The organism is Edaphocola aurantiacus, from assembly GCF_019797745.1.
Lineage (GTDB): Bacteria > Bacteroidota > Bacteroidia > Chitinophagales > Chitinophagaceae > Edaphocola > Edaphocola aurantiacus.
This window is the reverse complement of record NZ_VOSI01000004.1, coordinates 377,550-389,995: the sequence shown is the minus strand read 5'-3', so window position 1 is coordinate 389,995 and position 12,446 is coordinate 377,550. Positions and strand designations below refer to the sequence as shown.

Below are 12,446 nucleotides of genomic sequence, written 5' to 3'. Positions count from 1 at the left end.
ATATGCCCGGGTTGCAAACCTGCGCCAATAAATAAAATCAAAAAGGCTCGGTTATAACCGGGCCTTTTTTCTGTATATAAATTGTTTCTCTATAAAATGATAGGAGCACCAGCCTGCAAGCCAGCTGCACAATAAGGACCAGAGCAATAACCAGCCTACTTCCCGTACTCCGGAAGCGATCAGCAGTTGCTGTATAGGATAAGCGTAGATATAGGTTCCATAGCTGATGTCGCCAATCTTATTACCCACCTGTAATGCCGGACTATACTGGCTACCAAAACTGATGAGCAGCAAGGGATATATCCAGACGGAGGCCCAGGACATCCAGGAAGGTTGCAGCCACATGAATAAAGTAAGTACAACCAATGCTATCGGGAAGATTGTACGAACGTATGGTTTCCATACCTGGGGCCACAGGGCCAGTAATACACCACTGTAAAAATAGGTGGTTAAGGTAAAGAGATTATCGAGGTGGTACGCCAGGCCTGCAGATACGATACCGGGCTTCAGCGTCAGTAACAACATACCTGACAATGCCAGTCCGTAAATGAGCAGGGCACCTGCCTTATGCAGCCGTTTCGGAATCACAAAAAACAGGAGCATACCTACATAACACAATACTTCGTATCGCAGGGTCCAGAGCGATCCGTTGATCTCGGGCCGTGGATTATTACGGAACATTCCGGGCAGAAGATTATCGGATGGAATCAGGAATATATTTTTCAGCAGGTACTTATAAGTTGCCGTATCACGAAGGTATGCGCCAAGGGGCAGATCGGTCACCAGCAGTCCCAGTACAAAGGTACTCAGCAGCACTACCGCAGCCAGCCCGGGAAAGATGCGCAACAACCTTTTTCGGATAAATATACCGACACTCTGGCTATTCACCACACTCTGGTATATGAGCATTCCGCTCAGTACAAAGAACCCGCTGACACCTATTCCGGAAAACACCATTCCGGTAAGCCTTTTTAATGGCTCCTGGTCTTCCATACCCAGTAAGGCATAGCTGTGTGAGATGATCACAAAGGAGGATAAGAGCAGCCGGAGGAAATCGAAATTATTGCGATGAACGGTTTGTTGTTGCACGGTGTAAGAATAGATCCGTTCAAAAATAATGTATTACAGCTCAAAATGCAAAAGTCAGCATAAACAGGAGATCATATAAAAGAAAAAGCTGTGCTCGATGAGCACAGCTTTTTCTTTTATATCGGTATGAAAAAATCGATTAAGATAATTTCAATTGTTTTGCAACTTTGTTACGCTCCGTTTCTTCCAGGATGATCTTACGGATACGGATGCTCTTAGGTGTACACTCGATACACTCATCTTGCTGAATGTACTCCATACACTCTTCCAGAGACATCTGAATCTTAGGAGCAATGTTAGTTGCTGCATCAGAACCGCTCGCACGCATGTTCGTCAGTTTTTTACCCTCTGTAGCATTAACTACCAGGTCACCTGGTTTAATGTGTTCAGCGATAACCTGACCCATGTATACTTCTTCACCCGGATCTACGAAGAATGAACCTCTGTCCTGTAATTTATCGATAGAGTAACCGGTAGTTGTACCACCTTGTTTCGCGATCAGTACACCGTTGTTACGGCCAGGGATCGGACCTTTCCATGGTTTATATTCAGAGAAGTTATGTGCCATAACCGCTTCACCAGCAGTTGCTGTCAGCATCTGCGAACGCAGACCGATCAGACCACGGGAAGGGATATCGAACTCTAAGTGCTGCATTTCGCCCTTAGCTTCCATAATCAGTAATTCACCTTTACGCATTGTAACCAGGTTTACTACTTTACTGCTGAATTCATCCGGAACGTCAACTACCAATGTTTCATATGGTTCGTTTTTCTTACCATCGATTTCTTTAGTAATTACCTGAGGTTGACCTACAGTCAGCTCATAACCTTCACGACGCATTGTTTCGATCAGTACAGACAAGTGGAGGATACCACGGCCATATACCAGGAATTTATCTGCATCGTCAGTATCTTTTACGCGTAATGCCAGGTTTTTCTCCAGTTCTTTCATCAGACGGTCACGCAGGTTACGGCTGGTTACGAACTTACCTTCTTTACCGAAGAATGGAGAGTTATTGATGCTGAATTGCATGTTCATTGTAGGCTCATCGATAGCGATTACCGGTAATGCTTCAGGATTTTCGAAATCAGCGATAGTTTCACCGATCTGGAAATCTTCAATACCTACAACCGCACAGATATCACCGGCAGCTACTTCAGCAACTCTTTTCTTACCCATACCTTCGAATATGTACAGTTCCTTAACTTTGTTACGAACCATAGTACCGTCCAGTTTGCATAATTGGATGTTCTGACCTTCTTTAATACTACCACGGCTTACACGGCCGATAGCGATACGACCCAGGAAAGAAGAGTAATCCAGGGAAGTGATCTGTAATTGCAGGTTACCTTCTACTACTTTAGGAGCAGGTACTTTTTCCAGGATGATATCCAGTACAGCATCAATGTTGTCTGTTTGCTCCAGGGAAGTATTGAACCAACCTTGTTTAGAAGAACCGTACAGGGTCGGGAAGTCTAATTGCTCCTCGTTTGCATCCAGTTGGAAGAACAGATCAAATACTTTATCGTGTACTTCATCCGGACGACAGTTAGGCTTATCTACTTTATTGATTACAACGATCGGGCGCAGACCCAGACCTAATGCTTTTTGCAGTACGAAACGTGTTTGCGGCATTGGTCCTTCGAAGGCATCTACCAGCAGCAGTACACCATCAGCCATTTTCAGAACGCGCTCTACCTCACCACCAAAGTCGGCGTGACCAGGAGTATCGATAACGTTGATTTTTACACCTTTATATGTAACAGAAATATTTTTAGCTAAGATCGTAATCCCGCGTTCACGCTCCAGGTCATTATTATCCATTAATAATTCACCAGTCTCCTGGTTCTCTCTGAATACCTGCGTTGCGTGAATGATTTTGTCCACCAAAGTAGTTTTACCGTGGTCAACGTGTGCAATGATGGCAATGTTACGAATGTTCATTTATGATAAAATTTTCTATTTTAAGGCTGCAAAGGTAGCATTAATATTTAGATTTTTTGTGATTAATGCTAAAATATGGATTATTAATAGATTAAATTTGCGCAATACCATGTAAAAAGCAGTCTTTTTTATCCATTTTCACCTGAATACAAACCGTATGAAAAATACTTATCTGGCCCGGCTCAAACAACAGAACAGGAGACTGTACCGGTTTGTTATTGCCTTTATCATAGGCTCTGTATTACTGATCCAGACAAGATATACACCGTTTATGTTCTTCGACCTGACACCGGTCTATACCTGGGGTATGTTCTCTACCGAACTTAATCCAGCGGAGCATCAGAACTATACTTTTTATGTATTAAAGTACGATGGCCAAACTTTTAACCTGCCTACCTATAATGATCATAAAAAAATATTCTTTACCTATACTATACTCCATTATGACCGGATAATGGGTAATGATTATACCGATCCGGCCAACCAGAATTATGCTGCCCTGTCCCGCAGACTGCACCTCCCGGCCCGCTATGCCGAACGCATGGGCAATACGCCGGATGCCGTACAGCAATACCCTGCCTGGCTGAAAAGATATATGTCGCAAAACCTGGGGCAAGCGATCTCAGCAATAGAGGTCACTAAATACTGGACCCGGTTTGACGAGCAAGCACATCTCATTACCGACAGCAGTAAAGTTCTGATCCATGAATAATACCAGCACTTCTCCTTTTGCCACCAACCGGGTCATCATTACCCGTCTGGCTATGATCCATTGTCTGTTCTGCCTGCTGCTTAGGGCCTATTCGCATACCCTGCCAATGCAACTGGCGCAGCCTGTGCTGACCCGTGCCAGTTATAATATTACCCATCTCCTGTACAATATCAGCGGTATAGGCCAATTGCTCACCCAGCATTATGCTATATCAGTATTTTTCACCTCTGCGCTTTTTGCAGCGGTGATCCTGCTCTTCCTGTTTCCGCGAAAATCCTGGCTGGCTATGGTGTTTGCCCTGCTGTTCCTGCTCCTGATTGTAACCACCAATGTATATGTAGATTTTAACCAGCACTACCTGTTCCTGTTATGGATCGGTATACTTCCCTTCTGTGCCCGCCGGGACAGCACCTTCGGCTTATTATGGGAAGGCGCCCGCTATTATGCCTGCTGGGTATATGGCTCTACTTTCATCCTGAAGCTCATCAACGGGGCCATGTGGCAATGGGATTACGGGATGATGACGATGAAGGAACAGATTGCCGAATATGTATTTCTTAATCCCGGCACCAACCTGACGGCGCTGTACACCTGGCTGATCCGCCATCCCGAGCTGGTCAATGTAGGACAGAAGCTGGTGTTCCTGACAGAGGGCTTATTCCTGGCCGGATTTTTCACCCGTAAATATGACCGCCTGCTGATCGCTTCCGGCCTGATCATTTTTATCACTACGTCATTATTTGCCAATGTATTCTTTATAGAACAATTGGACATCATGATTATGCTGCTCTTGCCTGCCCGTCAGTGGGTAAAATGGAAAAACCGGTTCCGCAAAGGGCAACCGGTTGTATCTGTCTAGTATTTCTTTATTATTTCTTCAGCGGACTATTCGGCTCTTTGGCAAAATGGTTGAACACCATTTTATCAAGGAAGCCCGGCAACAGTTTGCTCAGCAGCACCGTAAGCTTGCCCTGTGAGGTCATCACAATAGTACGCTTGCGTTTCTCAATACCATCAAGGATAATACGGGCGCAGGTTTCTGAGCTCATCAGTTTGCTTTCATCGAGCGGCGTTTCCTTTTGTGCCTTACCATCTGCCGAAAGTGCGGTATTGCGGATATTGGAAGAAGTAAAGCCAGGTGCTACCCACATTACATTTACATTTTTATACAACAGTTCTGTACGCAGCGATTCCAGGAAGCCCTGCATCGCAAACTTCGAGGAAGAATAACCCGTTCTGCCCGGCAAACCTCTGTAACCGGCAATAGAAGAAACACCTACAATAGTACCTCCGTTTTTAATAATGCTCGGCAAAGCCGCTTTGGTCGTACATACCGTTCCCCAGAAGTTTACATCCATCAGCTCGCGCAGTACTTTTATATCCAGTTCCTCAAACAAAGCACGCATACTATTGCCTGCATTGTTGATGAGTACATCTACCCTGCCCCATTTAGCCATAACAGCATCTATAAAGGCAAAACAATCTTCTTCTTTAGACACATCGGCCTGTACGAATAAGATATTTTCGTGCTGCGGATAAGCTTGTTGTAATTTTTCCAGGCTTCTGGCGCAAACGGCCACCTGCGCTCCTCTGCTCAGGGCATCCATAGCCAGTGCTTTTCCGATCCCGGAAGAGGCCCCGGTAATGGCTACTACTTTATGATTCAGGTTCATTGATTATGTTTGTGCGCCCAAAATTAATTGATTTGTGTGTATGCACACAGTAATTTTAAGAGAAACAGTACTGTATGACTTTTGTGCATTTTATTCACCTCACTTATTATTATCTTTACGAGGTCCTGACGGACAAATCTCCTAACCCATAATCCATTACATGAAAACCGTTTTCAGAATTATACTTATGACCCTGGTCTATAGTATTGTGAGTACTTTAGTTAAAAAATTTCTCTGGCAGGATTCAGATGTAACCTCAATCAAATCACTGATGAAGACAGGAATAGCTGCGCTGGTCTTCTCCATTATCTTCGTTTATCTCGGCAAAAGAAGTGTCCGGAAGCAACAGGTAGCCTCTATAAAGAACACATAATAAAAAAGTGCACCATAAGTGGTGCACTTTTTTATTATGATTGCAATTATTTGCATTAAGATGCTTGTCTCGGCTCTGTATGCTCCGGCTCTACTCCGGTTTGCGGTTCTGCCGGCGGTGTGGCATACTGGGCACGTCGTTCTTCTTTGTACTTTTCTTTCAGTTTATCTTCTCTTTCAGTTTCATGATCATATGCTCTGATGATCTGTTTTACCAGTCGGTGGCGCACTACATCATCTCCTGTCAGTTCGATAAAGCTGATACCATCTATATTTTTCAGGATGCGATGGGCACGGGCCAGGCCTGATTTCTGGTTTTTAGGCAGATCGACCTGCGACATATCCCCGGTAATGAGGGCTTTCGCTGCTGGTCCTATACGCGTCAGGAACATCTTCAGTTGCAGATCGGTTGTATTCTGCGCCTCATCGAGGATGATATAACAGTTATCAAGCGTACGACCACGCATATAGGCCAGGGGCGCAATTTCTATAATGCGATTGGCCATATAATAGCTGAGCTTATCCGGCGGGATCATATCGTCCAGGGCATCGTATAAAGGACGCAGGTACGGATCAATTTTTTCCTTCAGATCTCCGGGCAGGAAACCCAGGCTCTCGCCCGCTTCTACAGCCGGGCGGGTCAATACTATTTTCTTCACTGATTTGTTTTTCAGCGCTCTTACAGCCAGCGCTACGGCGGTGTACGTTTTACCGGTACCGGCGGGCCCTACCGCGAAGATGATGTCGTTTTTCTCTGCAGTAGCTACGAGTAATTTCTGATTCTTCGTTTTTGCCTTAATGACCTTACCATTGTTACCAAAAACAATGATGTTGTTATCAGAATCGATATCAAGAATACTGCTGACGGCATTATCGTCTACGCCTCCGTCGGCGTCGCCTAATATGGTAGAGAAATAATCTTCGGAAAGATGTCCGTTTTTCTCCAGGTACTGTACAATTAATCCAATTTTGTCTTTTGCTAAAGCAACTTCATCGGGATGGCCTACGACTTTGAGTTGTGAACCTCGGGATAATATTTTCAGTAAGGGAAATCGCTTCTTTATCAGGTCAAATTTGTTGTTATTAACACCAAAAAACTCAATGGGATTTACGGATTCTAAGTTGATGATTTGTTCTGTCAAAATCGTGATGTTTAGTTGTACTAAAAATACGCTTTTTTTCGAACTATACCATTAAGGAAATAATAAATTTAGAAGGGCATTCTCGTAGAGAATGCCCTTCTAAATTTATATGCTTTTTAGTATTTTTAAAACTTAACTTTTATTGAGATTGCAGTATTTAACGGTGTCTTTACTGTCATTTTCAATATAGTCTTTCTGCTTCTGACCTTCGATCAGATTGCAATTAAATATGGCATCTGCTTTTGTAGCATTCTCAATGGCCGTATCTTTTGTACTATACTCACCGTTATTTAAACTCACGCAAGAGCAGGTATAATCTCTTTTACAAGACTGCAGCAGGAGAATTGATGCCACCGCCGTTACATACAATACTTTCTTTTTCATGGCCTAAAGTTACGGAAAAATGAATTCCCAATTTACAAGTTTGCGGTAAACACTATTTCAGCGAGCAGGAAACATCGGAGAAGCTGGACTTCAGACCGATCTCGATTGCATCGCAGGAAGCTTTGGCATCTACACGGGTATATCCTGCCAGAGTAGAGTTGTTGGTTTGTTTAGTACCGCTTCCATCGTCATATGAACATTCACATTCATAGCTTTTAGAGCAGGATACCAGACCAATTGTAGTGCAGATTGCTACTGCACCCAGAGCTGTAAAAATTACTTTTTTCATGTTGAATTTTGTTTTTAGGGTGAATGAATATAGAGCCCTAAGGCCTGTATTTGGTTAAATGCTTTGTGCAATCATTTCGGCAATGTCCAGTACCTGTACACTGTCCTCTTTTTCCTGGTTTTTCACCCCATCCATCAGCATGGTAGTACAGAAAGGACAGTTTGCTGCGATGATCGATGCACCGGTTGCTACCGCCTCTTTTGTACGTTCAAAATTCACACGGGTTGTTCCCTGTTCTTCTTCCTTAAACATCTGTGCTCCACCGGCACCACAGCAAAGGCCATTGGTACGGCAACGCTTCATCTCTACCAGTTCTACATCCATCGCTTCCAGTACGGCTCTCGGTGCTTCATAGATATTATTGGCACGCCCAAGGTAACAGCTGTCATGGTAGGTGATTTTTTTACCTTTAAAGGTACCACCCTCTTTCATAACAATGCGGCCATCATTGATGAGCTGCTGCAGGAAGGTCGCGTGGTGAATCACTTCATACTCGCCACCCAGTGCAGGGTACTCATTTTTAAGCGTATTAAAACAGTGCGGGCAGGCAGTTACGATCTTTTTGATACCGTAGCCATTCAACACCTGTATATTATTATAAGCCATCATCTGGAACAGGAATTCGTTACCGGATCTGCGGGCAGGATCTCCCGTACACCCTTCTTCCTGACCCAGGATTGCGAACTGTATACCTACTTTATTCAGAATCTGTACAAAGGCTTTGGTAATTCTTTGCGCGCGCTGATCGAAACTTCCTGCACATCCAACCCAAAACAATACTTCTGGTTCCGTTCCTTCAGCCATATATTCGGCCATTGTTTTTACCGTCATGCTCTAGCGTAATTTTATGTAAAATTATTTCTTTTTATATTCTATACCAGTTTACTCATGGCACCGGCTTGCCCCAGGTGCAGGAGGTCATGGTGTGTACAGCACTGCAGTACTGTATCTATATTATCCATATCAAAACCGAAAGTCATCGTCTGGAACGGCGTTATTGTGGCAAAACGACCGGCAGCATAATCTGCACTGATCTCTTCCAGCGATACCACCAGGCGGTCTTTCAGGCGTGTAATTTCTTCGGCAGGGATATAGGCTTCCGGCCTGGTACCATGACGGTATTTTTCCACTCCCTCGATTACCCTTTCAGGATCTACACCTGTTTTGTAATAACACAGTATTTCCGTACTGACTACAATATGTCCCAGGTGCCAGGCTATATTGTTTTTAAAGTGCTCCGGTATGGTATTCAGCTGATCTGTACTTAACTCCTCTACCCATTGTGCAAATTTTCTGCGGGCGGTGAGGGCAAAGGCAAACTGATCATTCATCATAATATGTTGTATTGAGGCTGTGGATTAGCTATGTGCCCAGGCATCACGATCGCTAGGACTCATTTTCCACGGAGCCATGTTATTTTCAATATTGTTTGACATCTGCATCCATTCCTGCGGCACATTACTTTCTTCCATATACAGGTTACGGCGCAGCTCCAGGATAATGTTCAACGGATTAATACTTACCGGACAGGCTTCTACACAGGCATTACAGCTGGTACAGGCTCTTAATTCTTCAGTAGTAATATAATCATGCAGCAGCGATTTGTTATCGTCTACAAATTCTTTATTGGCATCAATGTTCTTACCTACTTCCTCCAGGCGATCGCGGGTATCCATCATGATCTTGCGCGGAGACAGTTTTTTACCGGTAATATTAGCCGGACAGCTGGCGGTACAACGACCACATTCTGTACAGGCATAGGCATCCAGCAGGCTTTTCCAGCTCAGGTCCATCACGTCTTTGGCACCGAACTTAGGCATCGCTGCATCTGCAGGTACTTCTGTAGGTGCTTTATCCGGTTCCATAGCATATAACACTTCGTTCTGGATATCTTTCATATTGTTCATTTCGCCAACCGGCTCCAGTGATACATAATAGGCATTAGGGAAGGCCAGTACAATATGTAAGTGCTTAGAATAAGGAAGATAGTTCAGGAAGGCCAGGATACCGATAATGTGGATCCACCAGGCACCACGCTCAACAGCCAGCAGGCTGCTTTCGCTCAGTCCGGAGAATAATGGTGCAATGTATTGAGAGATCAGGAATGGTCCGGTTTGTGCATAATGTTCTGCATGCAGCTGCTGCAGGTTATAGTCACAGGCATTCATGATCAGCAGTAAAGACATGAGTACGATCTCTGTAACCAGGATCAGGTTTGCATCTGTTTTAGGCCATCCTCCGCTCAGTTCGCCTGTAGTCAGGCGTTTCAGCTTCAGTACGTTTCTTCTGATCAGGAAGATCACACAGGATACCAGTACCGTCAGTGCCAGTATCTCGAACATACCTAAGAGTACAGGATATACAACACCCAGGAACGGGGAGAATAAACGGTGGGTACCTAATATACCATCCAGCACAATCTCCAGCATTTCTGCATTGATAATGATGAACCCTGCATATACAAAGAAGTGCAGGATAGCCGGTGTCATGCGTTTAAACATTTTTTTCTGTCCGAAGGCCAGCAGCAAGACATTTTTCCAGCGCAGGCCAGCGTCGCCTCCGAAAACTTCCTCTTTACCGAGGTTGATATTCCGGCGGATGGACATGATCTTTTTATAGAAAACAAACGATGCAAAACCCAGAACGAGAATAAAAAGGACTTGTTGTATAATATGTAGCATACGTGGTATTGAATATATTATTTACAGCGTGCAAGGTACTGATTTCCGGTCGGTAACCGCGTTACAGGACACACCCTGCGAAAATACATCAGTTTTTGCAACTACAAAAGCCTTTGTCATGTTTCTGTAAAAGATTTTACATAGAACAATAATTTTGTAGTTTGGAATTTCCGTATACCTTTGTCGTCTAAAATCTTTTTTAAGCCGTGAGTGCACAGTCTAAAAAGTTATCCTTAGCCGGTATTATTATCGCATTAGGAATTGTCTACGGAGATATCGGTACCTCTCCGCTCTACACTATGAGTGCCATTGTCAGAGACCGCGTGATTGATGAACTGCTCGTTGTGGGTGGTGTATCCCTGATCATCTGGACCCTGACCCTTCAGACCACTATTAAATATGTATGGCTCACTTTGCGGGCAGACAACAATGGTGAAGGTGGCATTTTCTCCCTTTATGCACTGGTAAGGCGGCATTCCAAATGGATTGTAATCATTGGTATGATCGGTGGTGCGGCATTACTGGCCGATGGTCTGATCACGCCCCCCATTACCATCACCTCGGCTATCGAGGGACTGAAGCAATCGCGGAGTACCACTATTTCTATCGTAATCGCAATCCTGGCTGTAGTATTCTTCATGCAGCAGTTCGGTACCAAATCGATCGGTAAACTGTTCGGTCCGGTTATGTTGCTGTGGTTCCTGATGATGGCAGGCATTGGCCTGATCCACATCGGTGATGATGCCGCTATTTTCAAAGCAATCAATCCTTATTACGGTATTCAATTACTGATCACAGAGCCTAAAGGTTTCTGGATATTAGGTGCGGTATTCCTCTGTACTACGGGGGCTGAAGCGCTCTACTCCGACCTGGGTCACTGTGGCCGTGCCAATATACGCATGTCCTGGATCTTTGTTAAGGTCTGCCTGATCCTGAACTACATCGGTCAGGGTGCCTGGATCCTGCATCATTATAATGGTAAGGTAATGCCGAGAGAGGTGAATCCTTTCTTCCAGATTATTCCGGAGCAGTACCGTACTATCGGTATCGTAGTGGCTACTTTTGCGGCGATTATTGCCTCTCAGGCACTGATTTCCGGAGCTTTCTCCCTGGTAAGTGAGGCTATTAAAATGAACTTATGGCCTAAGCTGAAGATCAATTACCCGACTACAGAACGCGGGCAGTTATATATTCCGGCGATCAACTGGTTCCTGTTTGCCGGTTGTTGTATGATCGTATTCTATTTCGGCAGTTCAGAGCATATGGAAGGTGCTTATGGTTTATCCATTACCCTGACGATGATCATGACCTCTACCCTGTTTGCCTTCTATCTGTATACCCGACGCATTTCTAAAATGCTGATCGTGTTATACCTGTTGGTATACCTGACTATTGAGATATCTTTCCTGATCGCCAACCTGGATAAGTTTGAGCATGGCGGTAAGGTGACCCTGGTGATTGCGGTAGTGCTGTTTGCCATTATGTATGTATGGTATCGTGCCCGCAAGATCAAGAACCGTTATGTGGAATTTGTACGCCTGGAAGATTATGTGCCGATTATACAGGATCTGTCCAATGACCGTTCTATTCCAAAATATGCTACCCACCTGGTATACCTGACCAGTGCAGATGACCATAAGGAGCTGGAACATAAAATCATTTACTCTATCCTGTACAAAAAGCCGAAGCGTGCCGACATCTATTGGTTTGTACACGTGCATGTACTGGATGAGCCTTATACTACAGAGTATTCTGTACATACCATTATCCCGAATGAGATCATCCGTATCGAATTCAGACTGGGCTTCCGTGTAGAACAAAAGGTACAACTGATGTTCCGTAAGGTAGTTGAAGACCTAGTGGCCAATAAAGAGGTGAATATCGTGAGCCGATATGAGTCTCTGAGCAGCCATAATGTACGCGGTGATTTCCGCTTCATTGTACTGGAGAAATTCCTGTCAAGAGATAATGAACTGTCTTTATTTGAGAAAATGGTGATGCGCGGATATTTCATCCTGAAAAATATCAGCTTATCTGAAGAGAAAGGCTTCGGACTGGACCCTTCTGATGTAACGATAGAGAAGTTCCCCCTGGTGGTATCTCCAAGTACTACGATCAATTTAAAACGAATCGATTAATCCTGAATAAAAGCGACTAAA

Annotated in this window: 13 protein-coding genes; 4 read left to right on the top strand and 9 right to left on the bottom strand. The window is 44.3% G+C overall.

Annotated features, from left to right (window positions below; genetic code table 11):
- Positions 1-51 precede the first annotated feature (51 nt).
- Together FTD44_RS13685 and typA are read right to left on the bottom strand one after the other, a co-directional pair.
- Positions 52-1,089 carry an acyltransferase family protein gene (locus FTD44_RS13685; RefSeq protein ID WP_222166967.1) on the bottom strand — a complete coding sequence of 346 codons (1,038 nt, stop codon included), beginning with the start codon at positions 1,087-1,089 and terminating at the stop codon, positions 52-54.
- A gap of 139 nt (positions 1,090-1,228) precedes the next feature.
- Complete coding sequence (gene typA, locus FTD44_RS13680) at positions 1,229-3,034, bottom strand: translational GTPase TypA (RefSeq protein ID WP_222166966.1); 1,806 nt, start codon at positions 3,032-3,034, stop codon at positions 1,229-1,231.
- 157 nt (positions 3,035-3,191) lie between these two features.
- Between typA and FTD44_RS13675 the strand changes: the two genes are divergently transcribed.
- On the top strand, positions 3,192-3,746 hold the full coding sequence (locus FTD44_RS13675; protein ID WP_222166965.1) for a hypothetical protein: 555 nt from the start codon (positions 3,192-3,194) through the stop codon (positions 3,744-3,746).
- Positions 3,739-4,605: a hypothetical protein gene (locus FTD44_RS13670; RefSeq protein WP_222166964.1), complete on the top strand. Its 867-nt coding sequence runs from the start codon at positions 3,739-3,741 to the stop codon at positions 4,603-4,605. Before FTD44_RS13675 ends, FTD44_RS13670 begins: the two co-directional genes overlap by 8 nt.
- 10 nt (positions 4,606-4,615) lie before the next feature.
- Here FTD44_RS13670 and FTD44_RS13665 read toward each other — a convergent pair whose 3' ends face one another.
- Complete coding sequence (locus FTD44_RS13665; RefSeq protein ID WP_222166963.1) at positions 4,616-5,419, bottom strand: SDR family oxidoreductase; 804 nt, start codon at positions 5,417-5,419, stop codon at positions 4,616-4,618.
- A gap of 160 nt (positions 5,420-5,579) precedes the next feature.
- Between FTD44_RS13665 and FTD44_RS13660 the strand changes: the two genes are divergently transcribed.
- Positions 5,580-5,792: a hypothetical protein gene (locus tag FTD44_RS13660; RefSeq protein ID WP_222166962.1), complete on the top strand. Its 213-nt coding sequence runs from the start codon at positions 5,580-5,582 to the stop codon at positions 5,790-5,792.
- A gap of 55 nt (positions 5,793-5,847) precedes the next feature.
- Here FTD44_RS13660 and FTD44_RS13655 read toward each other — a convergent pair whose 3' ends face one another.
- The 6 genes from FTD44_RS13655 to FTD44_RS13630 all read right to left on the bottom strand — a co-directional run bounded on the left by FTD44_RS13655 (position 5,848) and on the right by FTD44_RS13630 (position 10,287).
- A complete protein-coding gene (locus tag FTD44_RS13655) occupies positions 5,848-6,933 on the bottom strand; it encodes a PhoH family protein (protein WP_222166961.1) in 1,086 nt (361 codons plus the stop codon).
- A gap of 132 nt (positions 6,934-7,065) precedes the next feature.
- Positions 7,066-7,317 carry a hypothetical protein gene (locus tag FTD44_RS13650; RefSeq protein WP_222166960.1) on the bottom strand — a complete coding sequence of 84 codons (252 nt, stop codon included), beginning with the start codon at positions 7,315-7,317 and terminating at the stop codon, positions 7,066-7,068.
- Positions 7,318-7,369: 52 nt separating this feature from the next.
- Positions 7,370-7,606 (bottom strand): hypothetical protein, encoded by a 237-nt coding sequence (locus tag FTD44_RS13645; protein WP_222166959.1) that lies wholly within the window; start codon positions 7,604-7,606, stop codon positions 7,370-7,372.
- A gap of 54 nt (positions 7,607-7,660) precedes the next feature.
- Positions 7,661-8,437 (bottom strand): (Fe-S)-binding protein, encoded by a 777-nt coding sequence (locus tag FTD44_RS13640; RefSeq protein ID WP_222166958.1) that lies wholly within the window; start codon positions 8,435-8,437, stop codon positions 7,661-7,663.
- Between the two features lie 41 nt (positions 8,438-8,478).
- Positions 8,479-8,940 carry a DinB family protein gene (locus tag FTD44_RS13635; RefSeq protein ID WP_222166957.1) on the bottom strand — a complete coding sequence of 154 codons (462 nt, stop codon included), beginning with the start codon at positions 8,938-8,940 and terminating at the stop codon, positions 8,479-8,481.
- A 24-nt stretch (positions 8,941-8,964) separates the two neighbouring features.
- Entirely contained in the window at positions 8,965-10,287 is a 1,323-nt protein-coding gene (locus FTD44_RS13630) for a (Fe-S)-binding protein (protein ID WP_222166956.1), read from the bottom strand.
- A 206-nt stretch (positions 10,288-10,493) separates the two neighbouring features.
- Between FTD44_RS13630 and FTD44_RS13625 the strand changes: the two genes are divergently transcribed.
- Positions 10,494-12,425 (top strand): KUP/HAK/KT family potassium transporter, encoded by a 1,932-nt coding sequence (locus tag FTD44_RS13625; protein WP_222166955.1) that lies wholly within the window; start codon positions 10,494-10,496, stop codon positions 12,423-12,425.
- Positions 12,426-12,446 lie beyond the last annotated feature (21 nt).